The organism is Bradyrhizobium sp. STM 3562, from assembly GCF_045571435.1.
In the GTDB taxonomy this organism is placed as follows: Bacteria; Pseudomonadota; Alphaproteobacteria; order Rhizobiales; family Xanthobacteraceae; genus Bradyrhizobium.
In genome coordinates this window covers 3,110,809-3,127,448 of the sequence record NZ_CP120694.1, presented here as the reverse complement: position 1 = coordinate 3,127,448, position 16,640 = coordinate 3,110,809, and the positions used below count along the sequence as shown (strand labels likewise).

At 63.4% G+C, this 16,640-nt stretch carries 15 protein-coding genes and 1 pseudogene; 10 read left to right on the top strand and 6 right to left on the bottom strand.

Going from position 1 to position 16,640, the window contains the following annotated elements:
- Positions 1–109: 109 nt before the first annotated feature.
- On the top strand, positions 110–1,132 hold the full coding sequence (locus tag P6U23_RS14340; RefSeq protein WP_407180383.1) for a methionine synthase: 1,023 nt from the start codon (positions 110–112) through the stop codon (positions 1,130–1,132).
- 69 nt (positions 1,133–1,201) lie between these two features.
- On the opposite strand, the gene P6U23_RS14335 is transcribed toward P6U23_RS14340, so the two are convergent.
- The 3 genes from P6U23_RS14335 to P6U23_RS14325 all read right to left on the bottom strand — a co-directional run bounded on the left by P6U23_RS14335 (position 1,202) and on the right by P6U23_RS14325 (position 3,193).
- A complete protein-coding gene (locus P6U23_RS14335; RefSeq protein ID WP_407180382.1) occupies positions 1,202–1,828 on the bottom strand; it encodes a hypothetical protein in 627 nt (208 codons plus the stop codon).
- 72 nt (positions 1,829–1,900) lie between these two features.
- Positions 1,901–2,428: a xanthine phosphoribosyltransferase gene (gpt, locus tag P6U23_RS14330; RefSeq protein WP_407180381.1), complete on the bottom strand. Its 528-nt coding sequence runs from the start codon at positions 2,426–2,428 to the stop codon at positions 1,901–1,903.
- Positions 2,429–2,446: 18 nt separating this feature from the next.
- Positions 2,447–3,193, bottom strand: coding sequence for a competence/damage-inducible protein A (locus tag P6U23_RS14325; RefSeq protein ID WP_407180380.1), 747 nt, complete (start codon positions 3,191–3,193; stop codon positions 2,447–2,449).
- Between the two features lie 236 nt (positions 3,194–3,429).
- On the opposite strand from P6U23_RS14325, the gene P6U23_RS14320 reads away from it, so the two are divergent.
- The 6 genes and pseudogenes from P6U23_RS14320 (at position 3,430) to P6U23_RS14295 (ending at position 9,941) form a co-directional block, all read left to right on the top strand.
- The gene (locus P6U23_RS14320; protein ID WP_407180379.1) at positions 3,430–4,848 is read left to right on the top strand and encodes a circularly permuted type 2 ATP-grasp protein; all 1,419 of its coding nucleotides are present in this window, start codon (positions 3,430–3,432) and stop codon (positions 4,846–4,848) included.
- A 3-nt stretch (positions 4,849–4,851) separates the two neighbouring features.
- On the top strand, positions 4,852–5,796 hold the full coding sequence (locus tag P6U23_RS14315; RefSeq protein ID WP_407180378.1) for an alpha-E domain-containing protein: 945 nt from the start codon (positions 4,852–4,854) through the stop codon (positions 5,794–5,796).
- A 394-nt stretch (positions 5,797–6,190) separates the two neighbouring features.
- On the top strand, positions 6,191–7,033 hold the full coding sequence (locus P6U23_RS14310; protein ID WP_407180377.1) for a transglutaminase domain-containing protein: 843 nt from the start codon (positions 6,191–6,193) through the stop codon (positions 7,031–7,033).
- A gap of 185 nt (positions 7,034–7,218) precedes the next feature.
- Positions 7,219–7,651, top strand: a pseudogene (locus tag P6U23_RS14305) (SRPBCC family protein).
- Between the two features lie 755 nt (positions 7,652–8,406).
- Positions 8,407–9,186 carry a peptidase gene (locus tag P6U23_RS14300; protein ID WP_407180376.1) on the top strand — a complete coding sequence of 260 codons (780 nt, stop codon included), beginning with the start codon at positions 8,407–8,409 and terminating at the stop codon, positions 9,184–9,186.
- Positions 9,183–9,941 carry an SDR family oxidoreductase gene (locus tag P6U23_RS14295; RefSeq protein ID WP_407180375.1) on the top strand — a complete coding sequence of 253 codons (759 nt, stop codon included), beginning with the start codon at positions 9,183–9,185 and terminating at the stop codon, positions 9,939–9,941. Before P6U23_RS14300 ends, P6U23_RS14295 begins: the two co-directional genes overlap by 4 nt.
- 125 nt (positions 9,942–10,066) lie before the next feature.
- Here the strand turns inward: P6U23_RS14295 and P6U23_RS14290 are convergent, their stop codons facing one another.
- Entirely contained in the window at positions 10,067–11,290 is a 1,224-nt protein-coding gene (locus tag P6U23_RS14290; protein WP_407180374.1) for an MFS transporter, read from the bottom strand.
- A gap of 119 nt (positions 11,291–11,409) precedes the next feature.
- Here P6U23_RS14290 and P6U23_RS14285 point away from each other — a divergent pair, with 119 nt between their 5' ends.
- A complete protein-coding gene (locus P6U23_RS14285) occupies positions 11,410–12,663 on the top strand; it encodes a NupC/NupG family nucleoside CNT transporter (protein WP_407180373.1) in 1,254 nt (417 codons plus the stop codon).
- Between the two features lie 449 nt (positions 12,664–13,112).
- On the opposite strand, the gene P6U23_RS14280 is transcribed toward P6U23_RS14285, so the two are convergent.
- Complete coding sequence (locus tag P6U23_RS14280) at positions 13,113–13,652, bottom strand: cupin domain-containing protein (RefSeq protein WP_407180372.1); 540 nt, start codon at positions 13,650–13,652, stop codon at positions 13,113–13,115.
- A 147-nt stretch (positions 13,653–13,799) separates the two neighbouring features.
- Positions 13,800–14,087 carry an usg protein gene (locus tag P6U23_RS14275; protein WP_024507129.1) on the bottom strand — a complete coding sequence of 96 codons (288 nt, stop codon included), beginning with the start codon at positions 14,085–14,087 and terminating at the stop codon, positions 13,800–13,802.
- 384 nt (positions 14,088–14,471) lie between these two features.
- On the opposite strand from P6U23_RS14275, the gene P6U23_RS14270 reads away from it, so the two are divergent.
- The gene (locus P6U23_RS14270; RefSeq protein WP_407180371.1) at positions 14,472–14,786 is read left to right on the top strand and encodes a co-chaperone GroES; all 315 of its coding nucleotides are present in this window, start codon (positions 14,472–14,474) and stop codon (positions 14,784–14,786) included.
- Between the two features lie 84 nt (positions 14,787–14,870).
- Positions 14,871–16,511: a chaperonin GroEL gene (gene groL, locus P6U23_RS14265; RefSeq protein WP_407180370.1), complete on the top strand. Its 1,641-nt coding sequence runs from the start codon at positions 14,871–14,873 to the stop codon at positions 16,509–16,511.
- Positions 16,512–16,640 lie beyond the last annotated feature (129 nt).

Sequence of the window (16,640 nt, the reverse complement as noted above, 5' to 3'; positions counted from 1 at the left end):
GCTGAAAGACGCGCTTCGCGCTTGCCCGCCGGGACGATGATTGTTGTTCTGTACCTTGAGCATAAGGCATGGCACAGAGGGGCTCAATCAGACAGAAAGGGAGGTGCCCATGCTGTTTCCGACCACCATCGCCGGCTCACTGCCGAAGCCGGAATGGCTCGCCGAGCCCAACATCCTTTGGGCCCCCTGGAAAAGCGCCGGCGAGCAGCTTTCACGCGCCAAGCGCGACGCGACCCTGCTTTGGCTCAAGCTGCAGGAAGATTTCGGCATCGACATCGTCACCGAAGGCGAGCAGTCGCGCCAGCATTTCGTGCACGGCTTTCTGGAGAAGATCGATGGCATCGATTTCGCCCACAAGGTCGAGATGGGAATCCGCGCCGACCGCTACAAGGCGATGGTGCCGCAGGTGGTGGCGCCGCTCAGGCTCAAGGGCCGCGTCCATGCGGATGAGGCGCGCATCGCCCGCACCCACACGACGCGAAAACTGAAATTTACGCTGCCCGGCCCAATGACCATCATCGACACCATCGCGGACCGCTATTATGGCGACCGCGTCAAGATGGCGTTCGCTTTCGCCGAACTGCTCAACGAGGAGGCCAAGGCGCTCGCCGCCGACGGCGTCGACCTCATCCAGTTCGACGAGCCCGCCTTCAACGTCTACATGGCCGAGGTCAATGACTGGGGCATCAAGGCGCTGGAGCGCGCCGCCGAAGGGCTGCCTTGCGCGACCGCCGTGCACATCTGCTACGGCTACGGCATCAAGGCCAACACCGACTGGAAGCAGACGCTGGGCAGCGAATGGCGACAATATGAACTGATCTTTCCGGCGATCGACAAGAGCAGCATTCAGCAGGTCGCAATCGAATGCCGCAATTCGCACGTGCCGCTGGACCTGTTGTCGGCTCTCCCGAACAAGCTGGTGCAGGCCGGCGTGATCGACGTCGCCAGCGACGAGGTCGAGACGGCGGAGGATGTCGTCAAGGTGATCGAGGCCGTGCTGAAATTCGTGCCGAAGAGCAACATCATCGCGACGACCAATTGCGGCATGGCGCCGATGCGCCGGGATATTGCCGAAGCCAAGCTCGCCGCGCTCGGCGCCGGCGCAAGGCTGGCGCGCGAGAAGCTCGGCTGATGCGCTAAGCGATGTTGGCCGTTGTAGCCCGCGTGAGCGTGTCCCGTATCGCGCTGGCGCTTATGCGGGCTACATTCTCTCCATTCTCGCGCTCGGATGCAGCACCGGCCGGTAGCCCGCGATGAGTGCCCGCAAGGTCGAGGGCGGCGTCAGCAGCATCGGCTCTTGCAACTCACGCGATGCTTTCACATAGCCCGCCGGGGACCATTTGAGCGGCCTGCCCTGTGCGATCAAGAAGCTGTCCGTCCCGGCCTGCACCATCGCGCCATCCGGCAGCTCTCGCAGCGGCATCGGCAGCTCATGCAGCCGTTTTTTGCCGCGGTCCAGCCGCTCACGATGGAGAACCGCATCCATTTCGCCGGCCAACAGGTGGCCGCAGCCATTGCCTTTCTCCCACGCTGCGCGAAAGCGATTGGCGTCTTCGCGTCGGCAGAAAAAGCACGGCCGATGCCCGGCCGCGAGCGCGGTGGCTTCATCGAGAAAGAACAGCTCGGTCCAGCTTCGCCCCGCCATCACCTTGCGCCGGCGGCCGCGAAACTCCAGCACGCAGGTGAGCCAGGCCGGCGTCGACCAGCGCTTTCGCAGCAGCGTCTTGGTGGCGGGATCGTGAATGATGCCGCGGTTGCCGACGAACAGGCCACGCTCGGGCGTGGCGACGATCTCGCCGGTTGGGGTGACGCGGTTCTGCAGGGGCATGGTGCCAAGCGCTCCACCGTCATTCCGGGGCGCTCGCGTCAGCGAGCGAACCCGGAATGACGGCGCGCCCCATCACGCCGCCCCATCGCGGATCGGCGGCTGGAACGATAGCGCGGTATCCCACGGGAAGAAGATCCAGGTGTCCTGCGACACTTCGGTGATGAAGGTGTCGACCAGCGGCCGCCCCTTCGGCTTGGCGTAGACGGTGGCGAAGTGCGCATCGGGCAGCATCTCGCGCACCAGCCGCCCGGTCTTGCCGGTATCGACGAGATCATCGACGATCAGAAGCCCCTTGCCGGTGCCGCCGCCGAGCTTCGCGGTTTCCTCCGAAATGCCCTTCAATACTTTGAGATCGCCCTGCTTGGTGTGATCGTAGCTTGCGATGCAGACGGTATCGATGACGCGCACGCCAAGCTCGCGCGCCACGATCGCCGCCGGCACCAGCCCGCCGCGGGTGATCGCGATCACCGCGTGGAACGGCCCGACCTCGTTCAGCCGCCAGGTCAGCGCCCGGCAATCCCGGTGAAACTGGTCCCATGAGACCGGAAAGGCCTTGCCCGCGCGCTCCTGCGCGGTGAGTTCAGAGCTTCGTTCAACCATGCTATCAGATCCATTGTATCAGGAAGTCGTGCTGCCATGCAGTTGCTTGAGCATCTCCTTCACGGCCTCCATCGCGGCGTTGAGCTTGTCCGGGTCGCGCGAGCGGACCACGAGATTGGTGTTGGGCTTCTTGTTCTCGTCGATGAAGGGATAGCTGCCGATGATGGTGTCGGGATGCGCCTGCGCGATCGCCCGCAACGGGCCGCCGATGTCGCCCTCCCTGCAATTGGCGCGCACCGTATCCGACAGCATCTTGACGCCTGATTTCAGCTTGGGCGAGATGATGTCCATCATCGCCTGCATGATCGAGGGCACACCGGCCATTACGATGACATTGCCGATCTTGAAGCCCGGCGCCAGGATGGTCGCGCTTTGGATCAGCTCGGCGCCATCGGGAATCCGCGCCATCCGCAGCCGGGCCTCGTTCAGCTCGCCCGGGTTCTGAAACCGTTCCTTGAACCGCGCCACCACCTCGGGATGATGATCGATGCCGACGCCGAACGCTTTTGCGACCGCATCGGCGGTAATGTCGTCATGGGTCGGGCCGATGCCGCCGGTCGTGAAGACATAGGTGTAACGGGCGCGCAGCGCATTCAGCGCCGCGACGATGTCGTCCTCATCGTCCGCCACCACCCGCACCTCCTTCAGGTCGATCCCGATATTGGTCAGGTATTCCGCAATAAAGCCGATGTTCTTGTCCTTGGTCCGTCCGGACAGGATCTCGTCGCCGATGACCAGCAGCCCGGCGGTGACGATCTCAGTCATGACCTCTCCCTAAAACCTTGTCCCTTCCCGCGCCGCCCCAACTTGCCGGGCCGACAGCTTGAAGTCACGGGATTTTGCTGCCGAAATAAGCACCCGCGAGCCATTTTTTCGGGCAGCATTCGAAACTTCGTCGGCAAATGCCGCCTCCCAATGCATATCGCGCTGGCCCGACCCTTGCTACCATCCCTTCAAGTCATGCACTGTTACGCACTGGCTCAAGGGGGACCCCAGGTTCGATGGCAGTCGCGTTCGATGAAATGAACGGCCCCGGCGGCGATATCCGCGCGGCCTATTCCGAGCTCTCCCGCTGGCTGAAGGAGACCCCGCCGGACGCCCTCCAATATCGCCGCCAGGAGGCGGAGCTCCTGTTCCGCCGGATCGGCATCACCTTTGCCGTCTATGGCGACTCCGAGGCCCAGGAGCGGCTGATTCCCTTCGATGTGATCCCCCGCATCCTGTCGGGGAAGGAATGGACCATCCTGGAAAAGGGTCTGAAGCAGCGGGTGCGCGCGCTCAATATGTTCCTGAGCGACATTTATCATAACCGCGATATCCTGCGCGCCGGCATCATCCCGGACGATTTGATCTTCCAGAACCCGGTGTTCCGCCCGGAGATGAACGGGCAGGACGTGCCGCACGACGTCTATGTTCACATTGCCGGCATCGACGTCGTCAGGGTCGATGCCGAAGACTTCATCGTGCTGGAGGACAATGCCCGCACGCCCTCGGGCGTCTCCTACATGCTGGAAAACCGCGAAATCATGATGCGGCTGTTTCCGGACCTGTTCGCGCGGCATCGTATCGCGCCGGTCGAGCGCTACCCGGACGAGCTGCTCGCCGCCTTGCGCTCGGTGGCGCCCCGAAGCGCCTCGGCCGAACCGACGGTCGCGTTGATGACGCCGGGTGTCTACAACTCCGCCTATTACGAGCATTCGTTTCTGGCCGACAAGCTCGGCATCGAGCTCGTCGAGGGACGCGACCTCATCGTCAAGAACGACGAGGTCTTCATGCGCACCACGGAAGGCCTCAAGCGCGTGGACGTGATCTACCGCCGGGTCGACGACGACTTCCTCGATCCCCTGACCTTCCGGCCCGACTCGGTGCTTGGCGTGCCTGGTTTGATGTCGGCCTATGCGGCCGGCAACATCACGCTCGCCAATGCGGTCGGCACCGGGATCGCCGATGACAAGGCGATCTATTCCTACATGCCTGACGTCGTGAAATTCTACCTCGCCGAAGAGCCGATCTTAAAGAACGTGCCGACCTGGCGCTGCCGCGAGCCCAAGGATCTGGCTTACGTGCTCGACAATCTCGACGATCTCGTCGTGAAGGAAGTGCACGGCTCCGGCGGCTACGGCATGCTGATCGGCCCCGCCGCGACCAAGGCCACCATCGAAGCCTTCCGCGACAAGCTCAAACGCGAGCCCGAAGGCTTCATCGCCCAGCCGACGCTGGCGCTCTCGACCTGCCCGACCTGCACCGAATCCGGCCTCGCTCCGCGCCATGTCGATCTGCGCCCGTTCGTGCTGACGGGGCGCGACCGCAGCACCATCGTGCCCGGCGGGCTCACCCGCGTGGCGCTGAAGGAAGGCTCGCTGGTGGTCAATTCCAGCCAGGGCGGCGGCACCAAGGACACCTGGATATTGGACGAGTAACGCATGCTCTCGCGCACCGCCGAAAACCTGTTCTGGCTGGCCCGCTATGTCGAACGTGCCGAATATATCGCGCGCACCATCGACGCGACGTTGCGCGTCACCGCCCTGCCCGCCGCCTATATCGGCAAGACCAACGAATGGGAGTCGGCGCTGCTCACCGCCGGCGTCAGCCAGAGCTTCTATGAGACTTACGACGAAGCCAATGAGCACAACGTCGTCGAATATCTGTCCTTCAATCCCGCCAACCCCTCCTCGATCAAGAACTGCATCGAGCAGGCACGGCTCAATTCACGCTCGGTGCGCACCGCGCTGACCAGCGAAATGTGGGACACCATCAACGGCGCCTGGATCGAGCTGCAGGAGGTCTGGACCAAGGGTACGACGAGCCGCGAGCAGCTCGCGCGCTTCCTGCGCTTCGTGCAGGAAACCTCGCTGCGCTTCGACGGCTCGGCCTATCGTACCATGCTGCGCAACGATGCCTATTGGTTCTCCAGGCTCGGCCTGCACCTGGAACGCGCCGACAACACCGCGCGCATCCTCGACGTCAAATATCACGTGCTGCTGCCCGAGGAGGAGCATGTCGGCGGTCCCCTGGATTTCTACCAATGGAGCTCGATCCTGCGCTCGGTCTCGGCGCTGACAGCCTATCACTGGGTCTACCGCGAAACCCTAAAACCCTGGCTGATCGCCGACCTCCTGATCCTCAACGACACGCTGCCGCGCTCGCTCGCGAGCTGCTACGGCAACCTAGCGCGCAACCTCGACCAGATCGGCGTCGCCTATGGCCGCCAGGGCCCCGCCCAGCGCCACGCCCGCGGCATCCGCAACCGGCTCGAGCACAGCCATATGGACGATATCTTCCAGAGAGGCGTGCACGAGTTCATCCAGGAGTTCATCGCGGATAATGCGCGGCTGGGGGAGATCATCGCGAAGCAGTATTTGATTTGATGGGCGCGGTGCGGCCACGGTTTCCGTCATTCCGGGCCGCCTCGAAGAGGCGAACCCGGAATCTCGAGATTCCGGGCTTGGTCCTGTCGGAGCATCCCGGAATGACGGAGTGATACTTAACTGCACGTATCAGGGCTGGGCATGACGATCGCGGTTGCCGTGGATATTCCAGAGCATAAACGTGCTACATAGAAACGGGCTCCCAACCATCACCGTCACCCTGAGGTGCTCGCGGAGCGAGCCTCGAGGGGCGACGGCCCCGGTGGTTGCTGCGGGGCCGTTCATCCTTCGAGGCCGCCGCTTCGCGACGGCACCTTAAGGATGACGGAACGGAGATGGGTCTGCCCAACCAGAATGACCGCTCTTTAGCTGCATCGAGCCATGATCGACCGCCATGCGCCTGAAAATCTTCCACGCCACCACCTACCGCTACGATCCGCCCGCCTCCGGCGTGATCCAGATCCTGCGGATGACACCCGGCAGCCATGACGGCCAATACGTCGCGGACTGGCAGATCGACGTCTCCACCGATTCCCGTCTCGACGCCCATGAGGACGCGTTCGGCAACGTCATCCATGTGATGACGAACGGCACAACCGCCGATCTCACCATCACCGTGGAGGGACAGGTCGAGACCCACGACAATGGCGGCGTGCTGCGCGGCACGGATGAGCGCTTTCCGCCAGGGCTATTCCTGCGCCCGACCGCGCTGACCGCGATCAACCCCGCGATGACGAATTTCGTGCGCGAGCTGCGCGCGGAATCCGAAGGTGACGTGCTCGGCTTCCTGCATGCGCTGATGACCCACGTCAACGAGCACATGACCTTCGACGAGGACCCGACCCACAGCGGCACCTCGGCTGCGGACGCCTTCGCGCTCAAGCGCGGCGTCTGCCAGGACTACGCGCACATCTTCATCGCCTGCGCCCGCAGCGGCGGCGTGCCTGCCCGCTTCGTCTCCGGCCATTTCCTGCGCTCCGACGGCATGATCAATCAGCCCGCCGGCCACGCCTGGGCGGAAGCCTATGTGCCCGATCTCGGTTGGGTCGGTTTTGATGCCGCCAACTGCATCTGCACCACCGATGCCCATGTCCGCGTCGCCATCGGCCTCGATTATCTCGGCGCCGCCCCGGTGCGCGGCACCCGTTACGGCGGCGGCACCGAGACGCTCTCGGTTGCGGTGAAGGTCGAGCAAGCCGGGCGGCCCGGACAGTGGCAGTCGCAATCGCAGTCGTGATTCCTCGGCTCCGTCATTCCGGGGCGCTCGCGCCAGCGAGCGAACCCGGAAAATCCAAAGGTTGCCGCGCGCTCTCAAGAAATCCGAGATGCAGTGTCGGACCGGCGGAGCGTCATTCGTCCTCGGGGTATGGCGCCTGATCGGCGTCGACGTCCCTTCCCTCCGTTCGCAAGGAAAAAACGAGTATGCCCAACACCGTACGCTTGCACCGCGTCCTCGAAGAAGGTCTATCGCGCGTTCATCGAGGCCGACGCGCTCGCGAAATGGCTCCCGCCCAACGGCTTTGCCTGCACTGTGCATCACCTGGAAGCAAAGGTCGGCGGCACGTTCAAAATGTCCTTCCGGAACTTCACAACGGGCAAAAGCCACGCCTTTGGCGGCGAATATGTCGAACTCGTCCCGGGCGAACGCCTGCACTACACGGACAAATTCGACGATCCCAATCTGCCCGGCGAGATGCGGGTGACCGTGACGTTGAAAAAGGTATCAGTCGGCACCGAACTGGAAATCGTGCAGGCAGGCATACCCGACGCGATTCCACCCGAGGCTTGTTATCTTGGCTGGCAGGAGTCACTGCGAAACCTGGCAAAGTTGGTCGAGCCCGAAATCAACCAATAACTCGTAGCGCCGATTGGCGAAGCCGTAATTCGCGGTGAGGCACGAGGCACGACGGAGTCGGAAAACAGTATCCTGACCGACATTACTCGTTATCCGGACTGCCGGCCTAACGGCGGATTACGCTTCGCTAATCCGCCCTACTCATCCTCATCGCCTTGGCGGTGATTTGCCCGACGGGCAGCGAGCGCAAAATCCTGTCAATGCTCACTCACAAAAATATTTCTGTTTTTCCGAAACCAGAATCAGTCGTATCCTCCGCCCATCCCGCCTCGTTCGCAGAGGGCGTATCGCGGTCGTCACGAAACGTGAGGCGGGATGCGGTGGACGCAGATGCGCCGATAGACGAGCGGCGGCTTTTGCGGACGGCGAAGCCGTGTGGTCCTGGCGCGCCCAGGCAGGCGCTAAGTCGGCAGTGATGCCCCACGCATCGTGCCGATGACGGTGGCAAAGGCTGGTTCACCGGGGAGAGCGCGGAATAAGCCGTAAACCACTGCGCAGGGAAGGCCGGAGTGTCTCCGCCTGTACCTGTGGTCAACGCGCTCGCGCAAATTTCTTTTGCGCGGGGGCCCCGGGTGCAGCGGCCACCCGGCCTTCCCTGCGCCCTCTGCTCTCGATGGGGCGCTTTTTCCCTTCAACCCGGGGCACAATTGTGCTGCGGGAACGCGTAGGCGTGCCTTTGGGATTTGGGTTGGAGGACCGGCCGAAATTGGCTACTAGTTGCCGGCCGATCACCTAAGACGGTTCGGGGGACGGAAATGACCTATTGTTGCGGAATTCTGGTGCGGGACGGGCTTGTCATGATCGCGGACACCCGGACCAATGCCGGACTCGACAACGTCTCCACCTTCCGCAAGCTCCACATCTTCGCCAAGCCCGGCGAGCGCATCATGGCGATCGCAAGCGCGGGCAATCTCGCCATCAGCCAGTCGGTGCTATCGACGCTGACGGAAGGCATGGAAGACCCACACACCGGCGAGATCGAGACGCTGATGAATGCGCCGACCATGTTCCAGGCGGCGCAGCGCATCGGCAAGGCGATCCGCGCGGTGCACGCGACCGAAGGCGCGGCCTTGAGGGCCGAAGACATCAACTTCGACGTCTCCTTCCTGTTCGGCGGCCAGATCAAGGGCGCGCGGATGCGGCTGTTCATGATCTATCCGGCCGGCAACTTCATCGAATGCACGACCGATACGCCGTACCTGCAGATCGGTGAGCACAAATACGGCAAGCCGGTGCTCGACCGTGCCATGCATTACGATGTCGAGCTGTATGAAGCGCTCAAGACCAGCTTGATCTCGATGGACTCGACCATGCGCTCCAATCTTGGCGTCGGTCTTCCCATCGACGTGCTGGTGGTACGCACCGACGTGTGCGACGCCGATCTCAATCACCGCATCGAGGCCGGCGAGCCCTATTTCCATGATCTGCGCTCGCGCTGGTCGGCAGCGCTGCGCGCCGCGCATCGGAATATTCCGCTGCCGCCCTACAAGAGCGAATACGAAGCCAAGAGGCAGAACAAGGAAGGAAACCTATGAGCGAAGCACAGAAGATTGCGGTGGTGACCGGCGCGGGCACCGGCGTGGGGCGCGCCGCGGCGCTGGCGCTGATGAAGATCGGCTTCACCGTGGTGCTTGCAGGGCGTCGCCTGGACAAGCTGCAGGAGACGCAAAAGCTCGGCGCGGAGAATGGCGGCAAGAGCCTGCCTGTCGTGGCCGACATGACCGACCCCGGCTCGATCGCAGCGCTGTTCGCGAAGGTCACGGAGACCTACGGCCGGCTCGATCTCTTGTTCAACAATGCCGGCATGGGCGCGCCCGCGGTGCCGTTCGAGGACCTGCCCCTGTCGCAATGGCAGGCGGTGGTGAACACGAACCTGACCGGTCCCTTCCTGTGCACCCAGCACGCCTTCCGCATCATGAAGGACCAGACCCCGCGCGGCGGCCGCATCATCAACAACGGTTCGATCTCCGCGCATGCCCCGCGGCCGTTATCGGCCGCCTATACCTCGACCAAGCACGCCATCACCGGCCTGACCAAGGCCAGCAACCTCGATGGCCGGGCCTATGACATCGCGGTCGGCCAGATCGACATCGGCAATGCCGCGACGCCGATGACCGACCGCATGGTCGAGGGCGTGCTGCAGCCGGACGGCCGCAAGGTGCCGGAGCCGCGAATGGACGCCAAAGCCGTCGGCGATGCGGTCGCCTACATGGCGACGCTGCCGCTCGACGCCAACGTGCTGTTCATGACGGTGATGGCCTCGAAGATGCCGTTCGTGGGGCGGGGCTGATTATTCCAACCGGTCGAGGTGCGAAGAAATGTAGGGTGGGTAGAGCGCAGCGAAACCCACGACTTCTGCGCCAGGAAAGATGGTGGGTTTCGCTTCGCTTTACCCACCCTGCAAACGCTCGTCCCCTACTCCAACCTGTCCACATCGCGCAGGCTCGGGAACAGCTTCATCCAGAGCAGCGCGATGGCGACCGTGGCGACACCGCCGAGCACGGCCGCCGGCATGGTGCCGAACAAGGCTGCGGTGACGCCGCTCTCGAACTGGCCGAGATTGTTGGAGGCGTTGATGAAGAGAAAATTCACCGCCCCCACTCGCCCGCGCATCTCGTCAGGCGTCGCCAATTGCACGAGCGAGAAGCGGATCACGACGCTGACGGTGTCAGCCGCTCCAAGCGCCGCGAGCGCCAGCACCGACAGCCACATCCATTGCGAGAGCGCGAATACGACGGTGGCCGCGCCGAACACGATCACGGCCTGAAACATCCGCATGCCGACACGCCGGTGGATGGTATGGCGCGCCAACAGCGTGGTCATCAACAGCGCACCAACCGCAGGCGCGGCACGCAGGATGCCAAGCCCCCACGGCCCGGTCGCAAGGATGTCGCGGGCATAGATCGGCAACAGCGCCGTGACGCCGCCGAACAGCACCGCGAACAGGTCGAGCGAGATCGTGCCGAGGATAGGAGGACTCTTGCGGATGAAATGCACACCGGCAAACAAATCGCCCGGCGTGGCGGCGCGCTTGGGCGCGGCCGAGTGCGTGAGCTGGATCGCGCCTGCGAACAGCGCGGCCGACAGCCAAAACAGCACCATCAATGCGTAAGGCAAAGCCGGCGAGACTGCATAGGCAAAGCCGCCGAGTGCAGGTCCCGCGATCGTCGCCAATTGGGCCGAACCGCTCGACAAAGCGGTGGCGCGCTGGAGCGAGCCTTCGGGTGCGATCAAGGGCAACAGCGCCGCGGTTGCCGGCATCTCGAAGGCGGCCGTGGTTCCCAACACGAGGGTGGCAACAAAGATGTCGATCACCGTGAGCCAGCCGGCAAACGCGCCCCAGGCGAGAAAGGCGGCCGTCAGCGCTTGCGCAAGCTGGCAGGCCTGCACGATCCGCTTGCGCTCGTAGCGGTCCACCGCGTGTCCCGCCACGAACACCAGCAGCGCGCTCGGGAGAAAACCGACCAGGCCGACGGCGCCGAGTGCGAATGCGCTGCCGGTGAGATCGTAAATCTGCCAGCCCATCGCCACGATCCCGATCAGGCTGCAAAAGCGCGAGAGGCTTCGCGACGACAGGAAGAAGAGAAACGAGCCTTGCCTGAGCAGCGCGCCGGCGCCCGTGGACGTTGTGGAGGACATGGCCGATCGGTGGCTGAGGAAGGCGGGCTTGTCAATTGCTCTTGACGCGGGGTGGTCCGGCATTGCGCTGCCATCTCGCCTCGGCATAATCGCGCAAGGGCGCGTTCCGCGGGGGATACATGCTTCAACTGCAATCGGCGATCGGCATCGTTGCCTTGCTGGCGATCGCCTGGGCTTTCGGCGAGAACCGCCGCGCGGTGTCGCTCAAGCAAGCGGCCATCGGCCTTGCGGCCACGCTGGTCACGGCGGTCGTTCTCATCAAGCTTCCGCTGGTTGCGCACGCCTTCGGCGCGATCAATGATGCGGTCGACACGATCTCGGCCGCCTCCCGCGCCGGCACCTCGTTCGTGTTCGGCTATATCGGCGGCGGACCCGCGCCGTTCGACGTCAAGGCGCCGGGTGCCGATTTCATCCTGGCGTTCCAGGCGCTGCCGATCGTGCTGGTGATGAGCGTGCTGACGACGCTCCTGTTCTATTGGCGCGTGCTGCCGCCGATCGTGCGCGGCATGGCCTGGCTGCTCGAGCGCACGCTCGGCGTCGGCGGCGCGGTCGGGCTGTCCACGGCGGCCAACATCTTCCTCGGCATGGTCGAGGCGCCGCTGTTCGTGCGGCCCTATCTGGCGCAGATGACGCGCAGCGAATTGTTTCTGGTGATGACCGGCGGCATGGCCGGCATCGCCGGCACGGTGCTGGTGCTCTATGCCACGCTGCTGGCGCCGATCATTCCGGATTCCGCCGCGCATTTCGTGATCGCCTCGGTGCTCGGCGCCCCCGCCGCCATCCTGATCAGCCTGATCATGGTGCCCGAAACCGGCGATCATCTCACCGGCGGTGCGCTGGGCGACGATCCCAAGATGGCCGCTTCCAGCACCATGGATGCGATCGTCAAGGGCACGACAGCCGGGCTCGAACTGTTGCTGAATATCGTCGCCATGCTGATCGTATTGGTGGCGCTGGTCTATCTCGCCAATGCGATCCTTGGTCTGCTGCCGCATGTCGGCGGCGGCGCGATTTCGCTGCAGCGCCTGCTCGGGCTCGTCATGGCGCCGGTGTGCTGGCTGATGGGGCTCCCCTGGTCGCAAGCGGTCACCGCGGGCAGCCTGATGGGCACGAAAACGGTGCTCAACGAGCTGATCGCCTATGTTGACCTGTCGAAGCTTGCCCCGGATGCGCTCGATCCCCGCTCCCGGCTGATCATGCTCTACGCGATGTGCGGCTTTGCCAATTTCGGCAGCCTCGGCATCATGATCGGTGGGCTCGGCACCATGGCGCCGCAACGCCGCGACGAGATCAATTCGCTGGGGCTGAAGTCGATCGTCTCGGGCACGCTGACGACGTGCCTGATGGGCGCAATCGTGGGGGTGATGACGTGATGGCTGCCGCGCGAGGGTGCGAATTGCCGCATGCGAAATGGCTGCTCGATATAGCGCCAGGAAAGGTAGGAGATGATCACGGCCACCGCGAACAACGCGACCTTGTCGCCGGCCTCCAGCACCAGACCAGGCTTGGAAAAGCGTGCGAAGGTGAACAGCGGCCAATGCCAGAGATAAAGCGAATAGGAGATCTGGCCGAAGAATTTTGCGACGCTAAGCGGCGAATAGGGATGGCGCTTCTGCGTCGGCACGACGCCGACAAAGCCGCCATAGACCGCCGGCGCCTCGAAATGAAAGGCGACCACGGACAGCACCGCGATGGCGCGCAGCCAGTCGATGTCTTCGCGATAGCCTGACGTCATGAGGAGTGGCGAACGGGAAAATCCCTCCCCCGCAAAATGCGAGAGAGGGATGAGGGGCTTGGCTTTGGCGGGCAAGTCTTGAATCGTCTATGCCGTCAATTCAACCGTCTTGAAGTCCGCCGGCAGAATCACTTCGAGCACTTCGGCGTCATCGGAATAGTCCAGGATCATGTGCTTCACGCGCGGCGGCTGGGTCCAGGCGCTGCCTTCGCGCATCAAGGTCTCGCCTTGCCCTTCCATGTAGGTCTTCAGCCAGCCCTTCAGGACATAGACCATCTGAAAGTCGACATCGTGAAAATGCAATTTCGAAACTTCCTCCGGCTTGCACGGACCCGTAAAGCGGATCACATGCGCGCGCGCAAGCCCGCTTGTTGCATCCGCAATGCCGAGATCGCGGTACTTCGCATAGGCGCGCAGGCCGTCGGCCTTGAAGTCTTCCTCGCGATGATGGCTGACCGCGATGCGCTGTTTGGGCCTGGTGGTGGTCCGTGCGTTCGCAGGCACGCTGCGGGCCTTGGACTTTGTGGGCTTGCGGGTGGATGATTTGGCGGTGCCGTGTCGGCCACTCCACTTTTTCGTGACCGCGGGCCGAGCGGCCTGCCTCGTTGTCGCCTTTCGCTTAGGCATGTGTGCCTCCCTGATCGCTTGAGCGGAGGAAGGCTAACACAGTTGGCAAAACTGGGGTGGGCGTTCTGTCCTTCGTCGCCCACAAGCCCCGATTGCGCGAAGCTCGCCCGCGGTATGGGGCCCGGCTTTCCGCCGGGACGGCCGGACTCAATGCAGGCGGAATACGCCGTCGACGGCGCGCAGCTCGGTCGGCCGGATCAGCCTGGAATGCGCCACGGTGACCGAGTACAGCGGCCCATCGAGCTTTTCCTGCCAGAAGGCGAGGAAATCCTGAAGCGCCGGGAATTTCGGAAACATATCGTAATTCTGCCAGACATACGTCTGCAGCAGCGAGGGATGATCCGGCATGCGATAGAGGATCTGCGCCGTCGTCAGCCCGTACCCCATGACCTGCTTCCGAAAGTCCTCGGAAACAACCCCAACCTGCGAAACCATTCCAACCTCCATTGCTGGAGCGCATGTCAGAGATGGCCAAAGACCCCTTAAGAGCCACCCGGTCGAGATGCGCTCACATGAGAGAAATGTGACGCAATTAACCAATCCATCACAAGCCTAAATGTTTAACGTCTTGTTGAAATTTCCCGCTTTGGCAGCAGCTTACCGCGCCTGCTAACATCAGTTGCAGGACCTACCGCGCGGCATTAAGCATGCTGACCGGTTTTGGCAGACGCCTCTTGGGAGTGCCAATTTTTTCGCTAAAAGGCCTTGTCCGGGGCAAATTTCCCGCCTATCTCCAAGCGCGCTCGTGCTGGCACTCGCAGTGCGAGACTGCTAACATCAGGGAACTCTCTAACATCTTCAGTATCTTAGGAGGACTGCATGAAATTCCGTCCGCTTCACGACCGCGTCGTGGTTAAGCGCATCGACGCCGAAGAGAAGACTGCTGGCGGCATTATCATTCCCGACACGGCCAAGGAAAAGCCCTCCCAGGGCGAAGTGATCGCCGTCGGCCCCGGCGGTCGCGACGAGAGCGGCAAGCTGATCCCGATCGACATCCAGGTCGGCGACCGCGTGCTGTTCGGCAAGTGGTCGGGCACCGAGGTCAAGATCGACGGTCAGGAGCTCCTGATCATGAAGGAGAGCGACGTCATGGGCGTCCTCACCGACGTCGGCTCCAAGAAGAAGGCCGCCTAATCCGCCTCTTGCAACGCTCACCCTGAGGAGCGCCTGCAAGGGCCTCCGACCGGGTGAGAAAAATTCAACTCAGGGAAACCAGATATGTCAGCCAAAGAAGTCAAATTCGGCGTCGACGCGCGTGACCGCATGCTGCGCGGTGTCGACATTCTCGCCAATGCCGTGAAGGTCACCCTCGGCCCGAAGGGCCGCAACGTGGTGCTCGACAAGTCGTTCGGCGCTCCCCGCATCACCAAGGACGGCGTCACCGTCGCCAAGGAAATCGAGCTCGACGACAAGTTCGAGAACATGGGCGCGCAGATGGTTCGCGAAGTCGCTTCCAAGTCCGCTGACGCGGCGGGCGACGGCACCACCACCGCGACCGTGCTCGCGGCCGCGATCGTGCGCGAAGGCGCCAAGGCGGTTGCCGCCGGCATGAACCCGATGGACCTGAAGCGCGGCATCGACCTCGCCGTCGAGGCGGTGGTTGCGGATCTCGAGAAGAACTCCAAGAAGGTCACCTCGAACGAGGAGATCGCCCAGGTCGGCACCATTTCGGCCAACGGCGATTCCGAGATCGGCAAGTTCCTCTCCGACGCCATGAAGAAGGTCGGCAACGAGGGCGTCATCACCGTCGAGGAAGCCAAGTCGCTGGAGACCGAGCTCGACGTCGTCGAGGGCATGCAGTTCGACCGCGGCTACATCTCGCCCTACTTCGTCACCAACGCCGACAAGATGCGCGTTGAAATGGATGATCCTTACATCCTCATCAACGAGAAGAAGCTCTCCTCGCTGAACGAGCTGCTGCCGCTGCTCGAGGCCGTGGTGCAGACCGGCAAGCCGCTGCTGATCGTCGCGGAAGACGTCGAAGGCGAAGCGCTCGCCACCCTCGTCGTCAACCGTCTGCGTGGTGGCCTGAAGGTCGCCGCCGTCAAGGCGCCGGGCTTCGGCGATCGCCGCAAGGCCATGCTGCAGGACATCGCGATCCTGACCGGCGGCCAGGCGATCTCGGAAGACCTCGGCATCAAGCTCGAGAACGTCACCCTCAACATGCTTGGCCGCGCCAAGAAGGTGATGATCGACAAGGAGAACACCACGATCGTCAACGGCGCCGGCAAGAAGGCCGACATCGAGGCGCGCGTCGCCCAGATCAAGGCGCAGATCGAGGAGACCACCTCGGACTACGACCGTGAGAAGTTGCAGGAACGCCTCGCCAAGCTCGCGGGCGGCGTCGCGGTGATCCGCGTCGGCGGCGCGACCGAAGTCGAGGTGAAGGAGCGCAAGGATCGCGTTGATGACGCGATGCATGCGACCCGCGCGGCGGTCGAGGAAGGCATTCTGCCGGGCGGCGGCGTCGCCCTGCTCCGTGCCTCCGAGCAGCTCAAGGGCATCCGCACCAAGAACGACGACCAGAAGACCGGCGTCGAGATCGTGCGCAAGGCGCTGTCCTGGCCCGCCCGCCAGATCGCGATCAACGCCGGCGAGGACGGCTCGGTCGTGGTCGGCAAGATCCTGGAGAAGGATCAGTACGCCTACGGCTTCGACAGCCAGACCGGCGAGTACGGCAACATGGTGTCCAAGGGCATCATCGACCCGACGAAGGTGGTTCGCACCGCGATCCAGAATGCCTCGTCCGTTGCCTCGCTCCTGATCACGACCGAAGCCATGGTCGCTGAGCTGCCGAAGAAGCCGGCCGCGGGCCCCGCCATGCCTCCGGGCGGCGGCATGGGCGGCATGGACTTCTAAGGTCCTGCTCGCCACTGAAGCGAACACGAATGCAGAACCCCGGCAGCAATGCCGGGGTTTTTGTTCGCCTGGAGGAAGGCCATCGGCAGTGAGCTCTCCCCGATCGGTCGACAGTGGGAGAGCGCAAAC